This is a genomic window from Trebonia kvetii (assembly GCF_007827045.1).
Classification (GTDB): Bacteria; Actinomycetota; Actinomycetes; order Streptosporangiales; family Streptosporangiaceae; genus Trebonia; species Trebonia kvetii.
On record NZ_RPFW01000002.1, the window covers coordinates 1,036,608 to 1,053,194 of the forward strand.

19 protein-coding genes are annotated in these 16,587 nt (G+C 69.9%); 5 read left to right on the top strand and 14 right to left on the bottom strand.

What is annotated here, in order from left to right; all coding sequences use genetic code 11:
• Window positions 1-6: 6 nt before the first annotated feature.
• The 3 genes from EAS64_RS13415 to EAS64_RS13425 all read right to left on the bottom strand — a co-directional run bounded on the left by EAS64_RS13415 (window position 7) and on the right by EAS64_RS13425 (window position 1,923).
• Window positions 7-1,125 carry a hypothetical protein gene (locus tag EAS64_RS13415; RefSeq protein WP_145853226.1) on the bottom strand — a complete coding sequence of 373 codons (1,119 nt, stop codon included), beginning with the start codon at window positions 1,123-1,125 and terminating at the stop codon, window positions 7-9.
• A gap of 146 nt (window positions 1,126-1,271) precedes the next feature.
• Window positions 1,272-1,637, bottom strand: a complete 366-nt coding sequence (locus EAS64_RS13420; RefSeq protein ID WP_246115689.1) for a CBS domain-containing protein — start codon at window positions 1,635-1,637, stop codon at window positions 1,272-1,274.
• Between the two features lie 43 nt (window positions 1,638-1,680).
• On the bottom strand, window positions 1,681-1,923 hold the full coding sequence (locus tag EAS64_RS13425) for a hypothetical protein (protein ID WP_145853228.1): 243 nt from the start codon (window positions 1,921-1,923) through the stop codon (window positions 1,681-1,683).
• Between the two features lie 224 nt (window positions 1,924-2,147).
• Between EAS64_RS13425 and EAS64_RS13430 the strand changes: the two genes are divergently transcribed.
• Window positions 2,148-2,828, top strand: a complete 681-nt coding sequence (locus EAS64_RS13430; protein WP_145853229.1) for a phosphatase PAP2 family protein — start codon at window positions 2,148-2,150, stop codon at window positions 2,826-2,828.
• Here the strand turns inward: EAS64_RS13430 and EAS64_RS13435 are convergent.
• A complete protein-coding gene (locus tag EAS64_RS13435) occupies window positions 2,825-3,895 on the bottom strand; it encodes a nitrilase-related carbon-nitrogen hydrolase (RefSeq protein ID WP_145853230.1) in 1,071 nt (356 codons plus the stop codon). The two genes, EAS64_RS13430 and EAS64_RS13435, sit on opposite strands and share 4 nt — an antisense overlap.
• A 107-nt stretch (window positions 3,896-4,002) precedes the next feature.
• On the opposite strand from EAS64_RS13435, the gene EAS64_RS13440 reads away from it, so the two are divergent.
• A complete protein-coding gene (locus EAS64_RS13440; RefSeq protein ID WP_145853231.1) occupies window positions 4,003-4,626 on the top strand; it encodes a hypothetical protein in 624 nt (207 codons plus the stop codon).
• Between the two features lie 9 nt (window positions 4,627-4,635).
• Here EAS64_RS13440 and EAS64_RS44730 read toward each other — a convergent pair whose 3' ends face one another.
• The 3 genes from EAS64_RS44730 to EAS64_RS13450 are packed head-to-tail and all read right to left on the bottom strand — an operon-like array spanning window position 4,636 to window position 5,401.
• Window positions 4,636-4,827 carry a hypothetical protein gene (locus tag EAS64_RS44730; RefSeq protein ID WP_222849277.1) on the bottom strand — a complete coding sequence of 64 codons (192 nt, stop codon included), beginning with the start codon at window positions 4,825-4,827 and terminating at the stop codon, window positions 4,636-4,638.
• Complete coding sequence (locus tag EAS64_RS44735; protein ID WP_222849278.1) at window positions 4,824-5,090, bottom strand: hypothetical protein; 267 nt, start codon at window positions 5,088-5,090, stop codon at window positions 4,824-4,826. Before EAS64_RS44735 ends, EAS64_RS44730 begins: the two co-directional genes overlap by 4 nt.
• A complete protein-coding gene (locus tag EAS64_RS13450) occupies window positions 5,087-5,401 on the bottom strand; it encodes a hypothetical protein (RefSeq protein WP_145853232.1) in 315 nt (104 codons plus the stop codon). The genes EAS64_RS44735 and EAS64_RS13450 overlap by 4 nt, the downstream gene beginning before the upstream one ends.
• A 55-nt stretch (window positions 5,402-5,456) precedes the next feature.
• On the opposite strand from EAS64_RS13450, the gene EAS64_RS13455 reads away from it, so the two are divergent.
• Window positions 5,457-5,987 (top strand): helix-turn-helix transcriptional regulator, encoded by a 531-nt coding sequence (locus EAS64_RS13455; RefSeq protein WP_145853233.1) that lies wholly within the window; start codon window positions 5,457-5,459, stop codon window positions 5,985-5,987.
• A 19-nt stretch (window positions 5,988-6,006) separates the two neighbouring features.
• Here the strand turns inward: EAS64_RS13455 and EAS64_RS13460 are convergent, their stop codons facing one another.
• From EAS64_RS13460 to EAS64_RS13475, 4 genes are all read right to left on the bottom strand, one after another.
• Entirely contained in the window at window positions 6,007-7,827 is a 1,821-nt protein-coding gene (locus EAS64_RS13460; RefSeq protein ID WP_145853234.1) for a heparinase II/III domain-containing protein, read from the bottom strand.
• 4 nt (window positions 7,828-7,831) lie between these two features.
• Window positions 7,832-8,935, bottom strand: a complete 1,104-nt coding sequence (locus EAS64_RS13465) for a glycoside hydrolase family 27 protein (RefSeq protein WP_187365896.1) — start codon at window positions 8,933-8,935, stop codon at window positions 7,832-7,834.
• Window positions 8,936-9,037: 102 nt separating this feature from the next.
• The gene (locus EAS64_RS13470; protein ID WP_145853236.1) at window positions 9,038-10,021 is read right to left on the bottom strand and encodes a sigma-70 family RNA polymerase sigma factor; all 984 of its coding nucleotides are present in this window, start codon (window positions 10,019-10,021) and stop codon (window positions 9,038-9,040) included.
• Window positions 10,022-10,044: 23 nt separating this feature from the next.
• Window positions 10,045-11,043, bottom strand: a complete 999-nt coding sequence (locus EAS64_RS13475; protein WP_145853237.1) for a zinc-binding dehydrogenase — start codon at window positions 11,041-11,043, stop codon at window positions 10,045-10,047.
• Window positions 11,044-11,193: 150 nt separating this feature from the next.
• Between EAS64_RS13475 and EAS64_RS13480 the strand changes: the two genes are divergently transcribed.
• Window positions 11,194-11,844: an ATP-dependent endonuclease gene (locus EAS64_RS13480; RefSeq protein WP_246115656.1), complete on the top strand. Its 651-nt coding sequence runs from the start codon at window positions 11,194-11,196 to the stop codon at window positions 11,842-11,844.
• A 107-nt stretch (window positions 11,845-11,951) separates the two neighbouring features.
• A complete protein-coding gene (locus EAS64_RS13485; protein ID WP_145853238.1) occupies window positions 11,952-12,359 on the top strand; it encodes a nuclear transport factor 2 family protein in 408 nt (135 codons plus the stop codon).
• An 8-nt stretch (window positions 12,360-12,367) separates the two neighbouring features.
• On the opposite strand, the gene EAS64_RS13490 is transcribed toward EAS64_RS13485, so the two are convergent.
• Genes EAS64_RS13490 through EAS64_RS13500 form a run of 3 tightly spaced genes read right to left on the bottom strand, consistent with a single transcriptional unit; the run spans window position 12,368 to window position 16,587 of the window.
• Window positions 12,368-12,742, bottom strand: a complete 375-nt coding sequence (locus EAS64_RS13490) for a VOC family protein (RefSeq protein WP_145853239.1) — start codon at window positions 12,740-12,742, stop codon at window positions 12,368-12,370.
• Window positions 12,743-12,759: 17 nt separating this feature from the next.
• Complete coding sequence (locus EAS64_RS13495; protein ID WP_145853240.1) at window positions 12,760-14,133, bottom strand: L-serine ammonia-lyase; 1,374 nt, start codon at window positions 14,131-14,133, stop codon at window positions 12,760-12,762.
• A 3-nt stretch (window positions 14,134-14,136) separates the two neighbouring features.
• A complete protein-coding gene (locus tag EAS64_RS13500; protein ID WP_187365927.1) occupies window positions 14,137-16,587 on the bottom strand; it encodes a GcvT family protein in 2,451 nt (816 codons plus the stop codon).

The following is a 16,587-nucleotide window of genomic DNA, read 5'->3' on the forward strand; positions in this document are numbered from 1 at the left end:
GGGCGGTTACGGGACTGCGGCGTCGCCGACGGTGGTCAGTGTCCGCTTCCTTACCTCCGCGACGACGGCCCGGTGGGGGCTGCGGGCACCGGGCTTGCCTGGCGCCTCGGCGACGGCGGATGCGACCAGGTCGGTGTAGGCATCTTGGCGGAGCCTGCTCAGCAGCCCCTGCGCGGTGGTCTTTAGTCCGGCCTGAATACTGGCGGCTGACAGGCCGACCACTCCGACAACACCGAAGATCGCCTTGAGGACCGCGTTGGCCGAACCGCTGAGGATCAAGGTGATGAGTGCGATCACCAGGCCGATGCTGATCGCCGCGGTGACGATCTGAATCCACAGGGCCCGCGCGGCGTGAAAGGCCGCCCGCCAGTCCTTAAGGAGCGCGTAGGGCGGGATAAGCGTTGAGGGATCCTGACCGAGGATCAGCAGTTCATACCAGCGGCGCAGCTGCCGGTAGAGATGGTCCTGGGCGCCCTTCCGCCACTCCTGGTCACTGGCAACCGACTGCCACAGGCGGAGTGTGCCGGCCACGGCGGGAGCGCAGTACGGGTTGAAGTATCCGCTCAGGCGGCCAGCCAGCCTCGCCAGTTCTTGGCACCGCTGCTCCCCGAGCAGGAATGCCCAGCACTGCGGCATCAGCGGAGCGCAGGCCGCGTCCGGGTCCAGGGCCCAGTACGCCTCGGCGAGCCCGCGCCCGAGCTGGTAGGCGGCGGCACGCATATCGGACTGGGCCGCCAGAGTGTCCTGGGCGTGCGCATCCAGCTGGTAGATGGCGGCAGAAAGGGCATCCCACGCCGCCACGGCCGCCGGGGTCTCCGGTTCGGCCGCCGCAAGGACACGCGCCATTCGCTCGATGACGGCCGTCCTGCTCTGCTGCTGGCCATTGACCAAGACCGTATCCACCTGCAGATCGCCGGCCAGCTTGCACAAGACTGCCTGGGCTTCCGCCCGCTGCTCAGCGGCCGAGCGCTCGATGCGCAGCGGCAGGAAATGACTGCCGCGGCGGGAAAACTCATTTCCTGGGGGCTGCGGTCCCGCGGGCCGGTTCCGGCCGCGGACCTCAGCTAGATACCAGCCCAGGCGCAAAGCGCAGACTACTTCGAGCGCATCGGCAGGCGCCGGCATGTTCCCTCCCCCTTACGGCGGGTGAGCCACCGCAGGAGAGCAGGATAATCACGCGTTTGCGCCTGGACAAGACGAAATGCGGACCTGTTAACGGCGGCTGGAAACCGCCGTTTCCCAGCAGAATTACACCTCCGCTCATCCGCGTCTTAGGTGGCGGAGTGCCGGGTGATCCGGGAGGCGGCCAAGTCACGGAGGCTGACGACGCCGCGCACTTCACGTGCTTCGAGCACGGGGAGGTGCCGGAAGCCATTGAGCAGCATGATCTGCAGGGCGTCCTCGACCGTGGTATCCGGTGAGGCCTGCTCCGGGTCCTTGGTCATCCAGGCGGACACGGGGGAATTCGTCAGGTCGGTGCCGGATGCCGCGGCCCGCAGCACGTCACGCTCGGTGAGAATGCCGGCCAGGAGGCGTCCCTGCATGATGAGCGCCGATCCGGTCCTCTGGCTGACCATGGCGGCGGCGGCGTCCGCGACGGGGTCGTCGGGACTGGTCGTGACCACGCGGGTGGTCATCACATCGCCGACGGTCGTAGCCCTGCCGGGGCGGCTGGAAGGGTCAGCCACTTTCGCCGACCTCGTCTAGTTCCGGGTCGATGTGCGGAGAGGACGGGCCGGACAGCTCCTCGGACAGCAGGCGCCACAGCGACCCGGCCCAGGCGGACATCTGCGGCCATTGCATCCAGAACAGCTGCAGGGTTGTCTCGTCGAGTTCGGCATGCGCTTGCTCGGGAGAGACCGCGTCGGTGAAGTCCTCGAACTGGTGAATGAGTTCGAGGAAGCTGTCTGCGTTAGCTTCCATCTGACTACCTTCGGCTGGCGGCGGGCGGGCGGGCTGGGCAGTGCCGTAAAACGACTGTTTGCGCCGAGTGCGAGGGTGTATACCCGCAAGGAGCACGGCCGAAAAGCGGACAAGCCAAGCGATGTGACCTGTCTCACGACTAGGGCGCTATTGTCGGTGTGTGGCGCAGAGACCATTCTGGAACGGGAGCTCCTCCGTGCTGACCAGCTAGCAGGCAGGCGACGATGAGGCAGGACGGAAGGCCGCTGCTGAGGGACCTGAGGCAAAGCCGGGCCTGGCCAGTGCTTGCCACGTGCCTGGTCGCCATCGCCACGCTCGGCCTGCTGCTCAGGGGGCAGGCGCGACCGGACGGGTTTGATTCCGTCGTCGACACCACGATGGTCGCGTCCCTCGGCGGTCACCGGGGCATCCTGGCCTGGTTCGCGCAGCCTGGGTCGACCATCCCGCTCATCGCGGTCAGCGCCGCCATTGCCGCCGGTTGCCTCATCGCCAGGCGGCCCAATGGCGCGGTGCTGGCGGTGACCGCCGTTCCGGTGACCGCGTTTCTCAATGACACGGTGCTCAAGCACCTTGTCGGCCGGACGCATCTGGGTCAGCTGTCCTTCCCCAGCGGGCATACGGCGTCCGCCATGACCCTGGCCACGGTGCTCGGCGTGCTGCTTCATGACCCGGCACGGCGGACCGCGACCCGGGTGGTACGCACCGCGTTCGTGGTCGTCGCCTGCGCGGTCACGGCCCTCGTGGCGGTCGGAGTCATCGGCCTGCGCTGGCACTATTTCACCGACACGGTGGGCGGGGTCGCCCTCGGCACGGGAACTGTCCTGGCCCTTGCCCTGCTCATCGACCTTGTCCCGGCTGCGCTGCGGCGGTTTTCCAGCTGGCGGGCCATGCACGGCGCGTCTTAGCTCTTGTCGGGGCGGCGCCAGACGTCGCGTTCGTGCATGAGCTCGATCTGCCGCTCGGTGACCTCGCGCCGGTACTCCTGGTGATCGTAGGGGGCGCGTTCGAGATACAGGTTCTTGGGATAGACGGGCTGCTCGTAGATGAGCTGGTACTGCTCGGTCGTGAGGTCCTTGATCCAGTTGTCCCATTGCGCCGTGGCCCGGAAGTGGCGTAGCGCCGTGATGTCGACGGTGCCGGCCACCCAGGAGGATCCCGCGCTGTAGTTGTGCCGGCCGACGATCTGGCCGCGATAGTCGATCACGGCAGAGCCCCCACCGAAGGTGTCGATGGGTATGTCGGATTCGGCGTGCAGGTAGTACGTGCCGACGTTGCAGGCGATCAGGTAGAAGTTGTTGTCGAGGGCGCGGGCGCGGTTCTGCACCTCGAACAGGCCGTTGCCCACGTGCGGGTGCGGGTACGGGCCCCGGTAGACGACCTCGGCGCCGTTCATGGCGAGGCCGCGGGCGTTCTCCGGGTAGGAGCCCTCGTTGGCCATCAGGAACCCGAGGCGGCCGATCTCGGTGTCGGCCACGGGGTAGAACGCGTCGAGGTTGCGGCCGTACAGCTCGATCCATTTGTCCCAGACATTGTGCGGGGTTACCGAGTGCTCCACCGGCAGCAGCGGCACCACCTTGTGGTGGCGCAGGATGACCTCGCCCGCTGGCGACAGGATGAAGCCGACGTTGAAGAATCGCCCGGGGAACTCCGGATGGCGCGCCTTGGCCTGGGCCATCAGGTACGCGTTCCACTGCCGTGCCAGCGCGCCGAGTGCGTCGGTCTCTGGCCCGGGGATGTCGATGGCGCACTCGCGGGCGAACTCCTCGTGGTTGAGGTCAAGGACCTCGTCGTTGAACCCCTGCAGTGCGCCTTCGGGTATAGCGATGAGCCTGACCGGCAGGTCCAGGCTGGACAGCCACGACGCGGCCTTGATCAGGTGTGACAGGTGCTCGATGTTCCTGCTGATCTCTTCGCGGCGCCGGATGCCCCGCATCGTGGGCACCAGGCCCAGCGCCTGATACGGCTCGATCACGGCTCACTCCCCTTCGGCCTGACGGTAACTGTGCCGCCGTTAGCGTGAGGGTCTCGCGGACCGTGGGCTGCCGCAAGAGGACGGCGGTCCGCGTGGAGAATGTCGTCATGGGAAACGATGAGCTTGCGCTGACGCGCCGGAGTCTGCACGGGGTGGCCGAACTGGTCCTCGCGGGCCCGCAGTACCGAGCCACGGGCAGGCTGCGGCTTGGCGTCGTCCCCGGCGGCTTCGCGACCACGCTGATGCCCAGGCTGCGGGTTGACGGCTCCGGTGTCTCGGACTCCGAAGGGGCGACGGCCGCCATTCACGGCCGCACCCCGCGTGAACTCGGAGCGGAGCTGGGAGTGGCGGCGGGCAGGCCGGAGGGCGCCTACGAGGGCGGCTCCGGGGTCGAGCCCGATGAGACGCTGGCCGTTGACCCTGGCCAGGCCGGCCTCATCCTGGAGGCACTGGCGCTCGGCCACGACGCGCTTGTGGCCTTCGCCGCGGGCGAGTCACCGGTGCTGTGGCCGGAGCACTTCGATGTGGCGATCCGGGTGCATGAGATGAACTTCGGCGTGTCGCCGGGCGACGGCTTCATCGAGGAGCCCTATGCGTACGTGGGCGTGGCGTCCCCGCCCGCGGGCGAGTTCTGGAACGCCCCGTTTGGCGCCGCCGTGCCGCTGCGGGACCTGCCCGACGCGCTTGCCGTCGCCGGGTTCTTCACCGAGGGCCGCGAGCGGGCCGGGTAAGTTCGATCGTTAGCCGGTCCGGCTGAGGTCCATGTACCAGTTCGTCTCCCAGGTCTTCCCGTCATCCGGCGACAGCGCCTGCTCCCACTGGCACTTGTCCGGGCCAAGCACGGCCCACCGGTACCGGACGACCACGGGAATGCCGTTGTGCGTGTCTGGTCCGAGAAAGTCCCCGGTCGTGCCGGCGAACCGCCCGGTCACCGGGGCTCGATCGTGGCTCCTGTGGCGCTGGTTATCCAGTACAGCGACCATGAACCCGATTCGGGATCGTGGAGTCGCAGCGTGATGGCGTGATAGCCGCGCAGCTCGCCCTCGTCCATGTTGCCGGCGCCGCCGAGGATGGGCCAGCAGCGCGTGCTGGATTCGAAGGTGTCCCACTCGTCGCACCCGGTGAGCCGTTCCCGCAGGCGGCGGTGCGAGATCTGCCAGCTGCCGTGCAGGAAGTCGAAGTCGTGCGCGCTCATCCCATCCTCCCCGTGGTGCCCTCGGGCATTGTGTCGCCCAGGTAGCCGGCGAGGTCGGCCACATCGGGCATCAGCATGTGCCGCACCCAGGCGTCACGCTCGTGCTGGATTGGCGGCAGTTCCCAGACGCACCCGATCCACGGCCGGTCCAGCGGCATGAAGTGCGTCGGGTCTTCGTCGGTGCACCCGAGCGCCGCCTCGGCGGCGGCCGCACCGCGCATGTGCAGCACGTTGTCCCAGACCCAGTTGTAGTGACGGCCGCCCGCCTCGATCGGCGGCGGGCTCGACAGCAGCTTCTCCTTGAATGCCATGTCTGGCAGCGTAGATCCGCTTCACTGACACGTTCTGTCAGTAGATGATGGAGACATGCGCGCCAGCCGGCTGATCTCCATCCTCCTGCTGCTCCAGGCCCGTGGCCGCCTGACCGCGGCCGAGCTCGCCTACGAGCTCGAGGTGTCGGTCCGCACGATCTACCGAGACGTCGAGTCGCTGCACACCGCCGGCATCCCGCTGTACGGCGACGCCGGGCATCGTGGCGGCTACCAGCTGGTGGACGGCTACCGGACCAGGCTGACCGGGCTCAGCGCGGACGAGGCGAAGGCGCTTAGCCTGTCCGGTCTCCCCGGCCCCGCGGCCGAGCTCGGTCTCGGTTCCGTTCTTGCCGCGGCCCAGCTCAAGATCCGTGCCGCGCTGCCGCCCGCGCTCGCCGACCAGGTCGGCCAGGTCCAGTCCCGGTTTCACCTGGACGCGTCCGCCTGGTACGGAGTGAGCGACGAGGTTCCGTTCCTGCCGGCCGTCGCCGACGCGGTCTGGCACGGCCGCGCGCTGAGCGTCCGCTATCGCCGGTGGAAGGAGCCCACCGACGTCGACCGGCGCCTTCTCGGCTGGCCGCGATGATTCACAGCGCCGCCGCCCTCTACTGATGCCCCGGGCCATGCCTGACCACCATGCTGAGTGAGCCGCGCTGCCCGGGCAGTGCCAGAGTGATCCGGTACAGGTGATCACCCCAGACGGCCCGCAGCTGCGGGTCGTCCAAGTCGCGGCGCTCGACGCTGATGGCGCCCGCGCTCATGCCATCCACTGTGGCATCGACGTCAATCACGAGTCCGAACGGGAGCAGGATCCTCCCGTCGGCCACCCGAGGCTCCGCTGGCGTGATGAGGTAGCACGCCGTCCGTTCGGATGACTGGATTAGCTCCCAGCGGTCGTGGATAGCGATCAGCGGCGCGACGCGGTCCAGCCGCAGCGTGCGGCACCAGGAGCGGACACCTGCCGTGGCGGGGTAGGCGGCGGCGAGGTCTAGCGCGAGCTCGGCGGCGGTCACCGACAGGGACGCGCTGACGTCCATGGCGCGGTGCGCGCGGCCCGCGGCCTGGGTGTGCCCGGCAGGGGCCGGGGTGTTATGCCACGAGCTCTGCATGGTCCAGATCTGGTAGCGGTCTGGGCCGAACGTCTGCCTGGTGTAGACGCCGGCCCCGGGGTCGACCAGCAGCGGGCGGCCGTTGTAGGCGATGACGAACGAGCCGACGTCGTTATGGTTGTGCGACTCGTCGTTGTGGCCGGCTTTCGCAGCCAGGTAGAGGCCCGCCGTGTCGCCTTCGCGTTCCCGGGCGGTCAGCACTCCGGTGGCCGGCAGCCAGGTCTGTCGCGGCGCGGGGAACCGCGCGGGCGGCAGCGCGGTCCACTCGTCGTCGGTGATCGCGGCGAGGACGCGGCCCAGCGAGCCGTTGGGGCCGGTGATCAGGCTGGCGTGCTCCGGTTGCATCGCCCGGGCGTGCTGCCGCAGTTGGGCATCGCCGGTACGGACGGCGAAGCGGTACAGCAGGTGCGGGACGGTTCCCGGCGGGCGGATCGGGCCGTCCGCGAAGTTGACGTGCACGTCGCCGGCGATATGCGCGGCCATCGGGTAGCGGGCGACAGCCATCACCTTGGGCAGATGGAAGGCGCCGAAGTCGTTCCCGCAGGCCTCGGTGAGCGTCTGCAGGCACTCGAACAGCGAGGCGCCGGCCCGCCACCAGTAGCTGGCGCCCTCGTCGCAGCCGCCGTCATCGGGCACCACGTCGAGGTAACGGTCGAGGGCGGCGACGGCACGGGCCGCGGTGGCGTGCGGCTGGTCGTCGAGCAGAAGGCTGGCGATGAGAAGGTTCGCGTGGATCCAGGGTGTCCAGTTGTTCAGGTGGGCGGGGTCACCCAGGCCGAGCCACCGCCAGTCGTCGCGGGCCCGGTAGGGGTCAAGGACGCGGATCTTCACCTCACGGCGGATGCGCGCCTCGTGCTCGCCGGTCAGCAGGACGGTCCAGGCGAGCAGCGCGGCAGTCTCGGCGGCGAACAGGTCAACGTGGGGGTTATCCGGGTCGGGCAGGCCGCCAGGCTGGTGCGCGGGCAGGCACCAGGTGCTCTCCTCGCACAGCAGCCACACGCCGTCCGTGATGTCCGCGTCAGACGTGTCGCCCGTGAGGACCGCGGTGACGACAGCGGCGATGAGCTTGTCGCGGCGGGCGAAGTACGGGCGCTCGTACGCCTGGCGGTCGCCGTCAGCGCTGAACCGGCCGTAGGTGGTGGCGGTGAGCAGCGGCCACGGCCGCTGGCTGACGGGCCCGGCCTGGGCCAGGAGGCGCTCGCGGGTTTCTGTGGGCACGCGGTCCCAGAACCGGCGGTCGGCGGCCGGCGGGTACGGGCGCCAGGGCCTCAGGTGCTCCGCGAGCCGGGCGGCGGTAAAGCAGTCCGCTAGCGGCATGACGTCATCCGGTGCTCTTGACCTGAAGGAGCACGGTCTGTTCCTCCTCGAGGGTGACGGACACTTCGCTGAAGGTTGTCGTTTCCCCCGTCCACACGTCGTGGCCGCTGGCCCTGGCGGCGGTGATGCCAAGCTGCGGCAGCGAGAACCGCCCGGTAACGGTGCCCACCCCCAGGTTGACGAACAGGACGGCGATCCCTCCTTCCGGATCGAGCTTCATGAGCGCCTCGACGGGCCCGTTCATGACCACCGTGGAGCACTGCTCTCCGCTCTGGTCGATCGCTATCATGTGCGGGTTCTTCAGGGCGGCTAGCGCGTCAGGGGGCAGCGCGCCGATGTCCGCCGAGATGAGCAACGGGCTGGCTTCCATCGCCCATACCGACAGCTGGTTACGCAGGTCCGCCAGCGTCCAGCCGCTCTCAGGATAGGCCGGGGCAACCATGTCGAGGTCATTCCAGTGGCCCGGCCCTGCGAAGGAATGCAAATCCCGGACGGCCGCCAGGTGGCCCAGGATCATCGCGGACGCATAGTCATGACTCAGCGGTGATTCGTCGTGGGCGACTCTCCACATGTGCGCGATTTCAGCCGAGGCCCGGACGGACGAGCGGAAGCTAGGCTTGCCGATCTGGTGAATGGGCAGCTCCTGGGAGTACACGACGTCCGGGTTATGTTGCCTCAGGCACGCGCCGAACTGGCGGAAGTGCTCCGTCAGCGCCGCCACGCTGGTCCCGGGGGGCATGCCGCCGCAGTCGTCGACCTTGACGAAGTCGACATCCCAGGATGCGAACGTGCGCGCGTCCTGGTCGTAGTGTCCCCAGCTCCCTGGCAGGGACTGGCAGGTCCGCGCGCCGATCGCCGTGTAGAGGCCGAACCTCAGGCCGAGAGCGTGAACCTGGTCGGCCAGCCAGGGCATCCCCCGCGGGAACTTCGCAGCATCCCCGGTGAGTTCACCGTTGGCGGCCCGCTGCGCGGCCATCCACCCGTCATCGAGGTTGACGCAGTTGTATCCCGCAGCGGCCAGCCCCGAGCTGACCAGCAGTTCCGCCTGCCTGACAACGGCGGACTCGGTGATGCTTGTCCGGAAGTGGTACCAGGTGTTGTATCCCATGACCGGCCGCGACGGCGGCCAGTCACTTGTTGGGGCGGCGCCAGACATCGCGTTCGTGCATGAGCTCGATCTCCCGTTCGGTGACCTCCAAGTTGGGCATGGTCACGGGAGGAGTCCCTTCCCTGCGAGGCTAGGGCCGAACCCGAACAGGGTGACGAGGGCGGGTTCTCCGAAGGACCTGACCTGGCGGATGCCTTCACTGGTGACGGTGAGCACGCAGACGCCGTACGGCTGGTAGGTCCCGTGCTCGTCCCGGGTCCAGGCCGCCGCCGCGGGCTGCCCGTTGGCGCCGGTGGCCAGCATGCGCCAGTCACCGGGCGATCCCATCAGGTTGCGCAGGAATGGCACGCAGGTCTTGCGGCCGGCGAACCAGGTCCGCATCGGCGTCGCCTCGATGGTGGCGTCCTCGAGCAGTAGCCGTTCCAGTTCGGTGGCGTCGGCGTTCTCGAACGCCGAGATGTACTGGTCGAGGAGCGCGCGGGCCCGCGACTCGGTCGGCTCGGTGATCTGATCGGCTGCCGGGGCCGCCTCCTTCAGCCGGGCGCGGGCGCGCTGCAGCACGCTCTTGACCGACACCGTCGTCGTGCCGAGCATGACCGCGACCTCGGTGGCGGGGAAGGCCAGCACGTCCCGCAGCACCAGGACGGCACGCTGCCTGGGCGGGAGGTACTGCAGGCTGGCGATGAGCGCCAGCCGCAGTCCCGCACGCGCGGCGACGATCACCGCTGGATCACCCGAGTCGGGAGTCACCAGCGCGTCCGGCACCGGCTGCAGCCAGCTCACCACTGACCCGGCGTCATCCGGGTACACCCCGGGATCCTGTTCGGGGTCGCCGAGGCCGGACGGCAGCATTCGCCGGCTGCGCTTAGCCAGTTCGGTCAGGCACCCGTTGGTGGCGATCTGGTACAGCCAGGTACGCACCGAGGACCGGCCCTCGAACCCGCCATAGGACCGCCAGGCCCGCAGGTACGTCTCCTGGACCAGGTCCTCCGCATCCTGGAACGAGCCGAGCATGCGATAGCAGTGCGCGAGCAGCTCGCGCCGGAACGGCTCGGTGTCCTCGACGAATCCCGTGCTATCTGGCACGCCGCGCGATCCTCCTGGTCAGCTCAGGGCAGCAGAGCCAGCTTGCCGACGGTCGCCCGGGCTGCCAGCTCCGCGAGCGCCTTCGGGCCGTCGGCGAGCTCATACACAGTGGGCTGGCCGGGAGTGACCACCCCGGCGGCCATCAGCGCCGGCATCTCCCCCATCATCTCGCCGGCGATCTGCGGTGCGGACTGCATCAGCACGCCGATGTTCAGCCCGATGATGTGGACCTGGTGCCGGTATATCAGTTCCCAGTTGGTCACCGTGGCTTCGCCGCCCGCGGTGCCATAAACGACGACCCGGCCGGTGACCCGCTTGGCCGCGGCCAGGCTGGCGCCGAACGTGGCGCCGCCCGCCGCTTCAAGCACCAGGTCGGCGCCGGCGCCGCCGGTCAGCCGCAGCACCTCGCGCGCGAGATCGGCGCTGCGTGAGTCGAGCACGTGGTCGGCGCCCAGCGCCCGCACCGTCTCGTGCTTGCCCGGCGAGGCGGTGGCGATAGCCGTCGCACCGTAGTACTTGGCCAGCTGCACCGCCGCCTGGCCAGTCGCGCCGGCCGCGGCCGGGATCAGCACGATCTGCCCCGCGGTGATGCCGCCAAGCGGCCTGAGCGCGGCGAGCGCGGTGAGCCAGTTCACCATCAGGCCAAGGGCCTCCTGTTCTGTCCAGCCCGGCGGCAGCGGCATCGCCGAGACCGCCGGCAGCGCGGTGTACTCGGCGAAGGCGCCGCAGCCGAGGCCGACGCCGATGACGCGGGTTCCTGGTTCAAGACCGGTCACCCCCTCGCCCGTCGCGACGATCTCGCCTGCCGCCTCGAAGCCCGCCAGGTACGGCGGCTGCGGGCCGCCGAGGAACGTGCCGTGCGGCTGCGCGATGTCGCCGAAGTTGACGCCGGCGGCGGCCACCCGGATCAGGACCTCGCCTGGGCGCGCGGCCGGGACTCTGGCATCGGTGATCAGCCGCAGGTCCCGCGGGCCGTTCAGTGACGTCTGCTGGAGGGCGCGCATAGTCGCGGGGATGCTCATGGCAACCGGATTCCTTTCCTTGGCTTGCGTGATCGAGGTCGGTCAACCTGCAACCAGGAAGACTCGGCGAGTTCGGGAAAGGAATCGCCGGACGGTCAACCGCGGGGAAACCGGCTGGCGCTCGCCGCGGTCATGGCCGACAGTGGGCCTATGGGAGCGGGCGACGGCGAGGATCTGCTGGCCGGTTACGTCACCGGGCCGGCGGCCGCGACCGAGGCGACCGCTCAGGCGCTGGCGCGGGCGGACGGCGCTCGCATCGTTGTGCTCGTCGAGGGAGTCAGCGACCAGATCGCCGTCGAGACCCTGGCAAGGCGGCACGGCAGGAACCTGGCCGCCGAGGGCGTGACAGTCCTGCCGATCGGCGGCGCCCACGGCGCTGCCCGCTACCTGCGGCGCTTCGGAACCGAGGGAACCGGTGCACGGATCATCGGACTTTGCGATCACGCCGAGGCGCACATCGTCCGCCGCGGGCTCGCCACGGCCGGCTTCGGCGTGGCCGCCTCGATCGGCGACCTGGAGCGGCTCGGGTTCTACGTCTGCGTCGAGGACCTCGAGGACGAACTGATCAGGGCGGCCGGGCCCGCGCTGGTCACGGAAGTCTTTGCGGCGCACGGGGATCTCACCGCGTTCCGCACTATCCAGCGGCAGCCGGCCTGGCGGGGAAAGGACGAGGCGGCGCAGCTGCGGCGATTCCTCGGCGCGGGCGCGCAGCGGAAGGCGCGCTACGCGCGGCTGCTGACCGAGGCGGTCGAGCCTGACCGGATACCGCGGCCGCTCACCGCCCTGCTCGCCGCCATCTGATGCCCCAGCACGACAGCCGCGCTGCCGACCGCCGCACAGCGATCAGGGTCTCACGGGAAGCCTAGGATTCGGGTGTAAGCGAGACCGGGCACGGCTAGGAGACCTTCATGCCAGGCGATATCAATGCGGGCGCGGAACCGGGCACGCTCGCCGCGCGGGTCAGGCACGCCCTGGAGTCCGGCGATCTTGACGCCATGCGGGACCTGCTTGCCCCCGGTGCCCGCTGGGGGGCGCCGGAAGGTCCAGGCGACTTTGACTGCCGCAACCGCGACGAGGTCATCGCCTGGTGGGCCAGGGCGCAGGCGGCCGGCGCGCGCGCCACGGTCGTCGAGGTCGCCGCCGCCGCCGATGCCCTGCTCGTGGGACTGGACGTGACCGGCACGCCGGGCGCCGCCGAGGAGGGCGGAACCGCGAGGCGCTGGCAGGTCCTGCGGGTGAGCGGCGGCCGCGTCACCGACATTCGCGGTTTCGACGACCGCGCCGAAGCCGTGGCCCGTGCCGGGCTACCAGCCTGAGCCGGCGATCAGCCAGCCGATGCCGGCTGTGCGATCCGCTCGCCGAGCGCCAGCCGGTGGCCGCCGGGCATCTCGACCACGAAATCCCGCAGGCCCCACGGGTGGTCCTCAAGGCCGGTGACGATCCGCGCGCCGCGCGCGACGCACGCATCGTGCAGCTCATCGACGCCGGTGACGCCGATGTAGGCGGTGGTGGTGGCGTTGACGCCAGGGGTCGCGGACCGGACGAGTGCCAGCCCCACGGCGTCGCGCGACAGCAGCATCAGCCCCATGCCCGGCTCGTCGACCTCCACCTCGAACCCGAGCACCTCGCGCAGGAACGCGGCGGCTGGGGCGAGATCGGCGACCTCCAGGTTAGGCCGGCAGCTCAGGAACTCCGTCATCGCCCCATGCTAGAGGCTCAGCATTCGACCACGTTGAGCGCCAGGCCGCCGCGCGCGGTCTCCTTGTACTTGTCCTTCATGTCAGCGCCGGTCTCGCGCATCGTCTTGATCGCCTTGTCCAGCGACACGTGATGCGTGCCGTCGCCGCGCACCGCCAAGCGGGCGGCGGTGATCGCCTTGATCGACGCGATCGCGTTCCGCTCGATGCACGGGATCTGCACCAGGCCGCCGACCGGGTCGCAGGTGAGGCCGAGGTTGTGCTCGATGCCGATCTCCGCGGCGTTCTCGACCTGCCGCGGTGACCCGCCGAGCACCTCGGCGAGCGCGCCCGCGGCCATCGAGCATGCCGACCCGACCTCGCCCTGGCAGCCCACCTCGGCGCCGCTGATCGAGGCGTTCTCCTTGAACAGGATGCCGATGCCCGCGGCGACGAGCAGGAACCTGACGATCCCGTCGTCGTCGGCTCCGGGAATGAACTCCTGGTAGTAGCGAAGCACGGCCGGGATGATGCCCGCCGCGCCGTTGGTCGGCGCGGTGACGACCCGGCCTCCCGCGGCGTTCTCCTCGTTCACCGCCAGGGCGTAGAGGGTCACCCAGTCCGCCGGTTCGACGAGGCCGGTTTCCTCGGTGAGCTGCCGGCGCAGCGCGCCGGCGCGGCGGCGCACCTTCAGGCCGCCGGGGAGCACGCCGTCGGCGCGCATGCCCGCCTCGGTGCACTGCCGCATGACCCGCCAGATGTCAAGCAGGCCTTCGCGCACCTGCGATTCTGGCCGTCTGGCGCACTCGTTGTGCAGCACGATGTCGCTGATCGCGAGCCCGGTGCGCTCGGCGTGCGCGAGCAGTTCCGCGCCGGTGGTAAACGGGAACGGCACCGGCAGCGGGTCGGGGACGAGGCCGGGACCCTCCGTGAGCGACCGCGCGGCCTCGTCGACCACGAAACCGCCGCCGACGGAGTAGTAGGTGCCGCGCGCCAGCTCGGTCCCGTCGTCCGCGATGGCGAGGAACGTCATGGCGTTGGAGTGGAACTCCAGGCGCTTGCGCCGGTGCAGCACGATGTCCTGGCCGGGGTCGAAGCCGATCTCATGCTTACCGAGCACTGCGAGACTGCCCGTCGCGAGGGAGTCATCGAGCAACCGTTGTGCGTGCTCCGGGTCTACCGTGTCGGGCATCTGCCCGGCAAGACCGGCGGTCACCGCCTTGACCGTGCCGTGACCGTGCCCGGTGGCGCCGAGGGAGCCGAAAAGCTCCACGCGGACCGCGGCGGTGGCGCCGAGCGCGCCCTCGCCGTCAAGGCGGCGGGCGAACAGGCAGGCTGCTCGCATCGGGCCAACCGTGTGCGAACTGGAAGGACCGATACCGACCTTGAAAAGGTCGAAGGCGCTGATCGTCATTGTTCAGGCTCGGATCTTGTGCCCCGCCGGGTCATACGGCGGCTTGGTGCTGACCGTGACAGGGTATACGTCGCCGCCGACGCTCACCGCGTAGGAGCCCTCGCCGATCCACCTGGTGTCGATCGGGCCGCCGTCCGGGTCCCACAGGTAGGCCAGGCCGGCGCAGCGGCCGAGCGTTTCGCCCCACGCGCCCGAGGTGACCTGGCCGGCGGCCACCCCGTCGCGCAGGACGAGCTCGCCGCCCCACAGCATCGGGTCCTCGCTGCCGACCGCGAAGGATACGAGCCTGTTCCGCGCGCCGCCAGCCTTCGCCTTCTCGACCGCCTCGCGGCCGAGGAACGGGATGTCGGTGGCGAGCTTGCAGGTGAACAGCAGCCCGGCCTCGACCGGGTTGTAGTCAGGTGTCAGTTCGCGGCCGAACGCCCGGTAGCCCTTCTCGAGCCGCAGTGACTCGATGGCGTAGTACCCGGCGTTGCGCACGCCGAGGTCAGCCCCGGCGCGCATGAGGTCCTCGTACACGCCGACCGCGAACTCGGCGGGGACGTACAGCTCCCAGCCGAGCTCGCCGACGTAGGTGATCCTGGTGGCCCGGACGGTCGCGTACCCGAGGTCAATTTCCCGGCTGGTACCGAACGGGTGCGCTTCGTTGCGCAGGTCCGCCCGCGTCAGCCGGGACAGCAGGTCACGGGAGCGCGGGCCCATGACGCCGAAGACGGCGTACTGGGAGGTGACGTCCGCCAGGGTGGCGCGCTGGTCGGGGCGGATGCGGCGGCGGATGTGATCGGCGTCCCGCACGGTCGTCGCGGAGCTGCTCACGATGAGGTACTCCTGGGCGGACAGCCGGGTGAGCGTTACGTCCGACTCGTAGGTGCCGCGCTCGTTGAGCATGCCGGTGTACACGGTCCTGCCGGGTGGCACCGCCGCGTCGGCGGTGCACAGCCACTGCAGCACGCTTTCCGCGTCCGGGCCGGTCAGCAGGAACTTGGAGAACGAGGTCTGGTCGAATACGGCGACCGCCTCGCGGGTGGCGCGCTGCTCGGCCGCGGACCAGGGCAGCCAGTTCTGCTTGCCCCAGGAGTACTCGATCTCGGCCTTCTCGCCGGGCGGCGCGAAGAAGTTGGCCCGTTCCCAGCCCATCCGGCTGCCGAAGTCGGCGTTCGCCTCCCGCAGCAGGTGGTAGACCGGCGAGCGGCGAAAGGGCCGGGCGGTGCGCATCTCGCGGTTCGGCCAGGGGATCTCGTAGTGCAGGCCGAGGATCTCCGCGACCCGGTCGTGCAGCCACTGGTTGTTGCCGTTGAAGGCGGCGAAGCGCCTGATGTCCACGGCGGTGAGGTCCATCGTCGGCCCGCCGCCGACGATCCACTCCGCCAGCGCCCGGCCCGCTCCCCCGGCGCAGGCGATGCCGACCGAGTTGAGTCCGGCCGCGACGAAGAAGTTGCGGACCTCGGGCGCCTCGCCCAGGATGAACTGGTTGTCCGGGGTGAAGCTCTCCGGCCCGTTGTAGAACTTCTTGATGCCGATGGTGTGCAGCGCGGGGATGCGCAGCAGAGCATTCTCCATCAACACGGTGAAGTGGTCCCAGTCCTCGTCGAGCAGCTTGAACTCGAACGGGTAGGGGATCCGGTCCGGCGCGACCCAGGGCTTGGCCTCCGGCTCGAAGCCGCCGACCACCAGGCCGCCCACCTCCTCCTTGAAGTAGGTGTAGCCGTCGGGATCGCGCAGCACCGGCAGGTCGGTGTGCACCCCGTCGATGGGGTCGGTCACCACGTAGAAGTGCTCCGCCGAGTGCAGCGGCACGTTCACCCCGGCGAGCGCGCCCACCTGCTTGGCCCACTGCCCGGCGCAGTTCACCACGACCTCGGCCGCGATGTCGCCCGCGTCGGTCGTGACGCCGGTGACCCGCCCGTCGCGGACGCCGATGCCGAGGGCGCGGGTGCGCTCGAAGATCCGCGCGCCGCCCCGCCGCGCCCCCCTGGCCAGGGACGCGGTGAGGTCGGTCGGGTTGGCCTTGCCGTCGCCCGGCAGCCAGATCGCGCCCACCAGGTCGTCGGTCCGCATGACTGGGTAGCGGTCCGCCGCCTGCGCCGGTCTGAGCAGCTCGCATTCCAGGCCGAACGCCGCGGCGGTGGCGGCGGTGCGCCGTAGCTGGGTCATCCGCGCCTGCGTTCTGGCTACCGTGACGCCGCCGCATTGCTTGTAGCCGGTCGCCAGGCCGGTCTCGCTTTCCAGCTCGCGGTACAGCTCCGTCGAGTACTGGACGAGGCGCGTGCCGCCCTGCGTCGACCTGAGCTGGCCAACGAGGCCCGCGGCGTGCCAGGTGGTGCCGCAAGACAGCTGGCCCTGCTCGAGGAGGACCACATCAGTCCAGCCGAGCTTGGCCAGGTGATAGGCAACGCTAGTCCCGATGACGCCGCCGCCGATGACGACGACCTGCGCCTGCGATGGGAGTGGCAT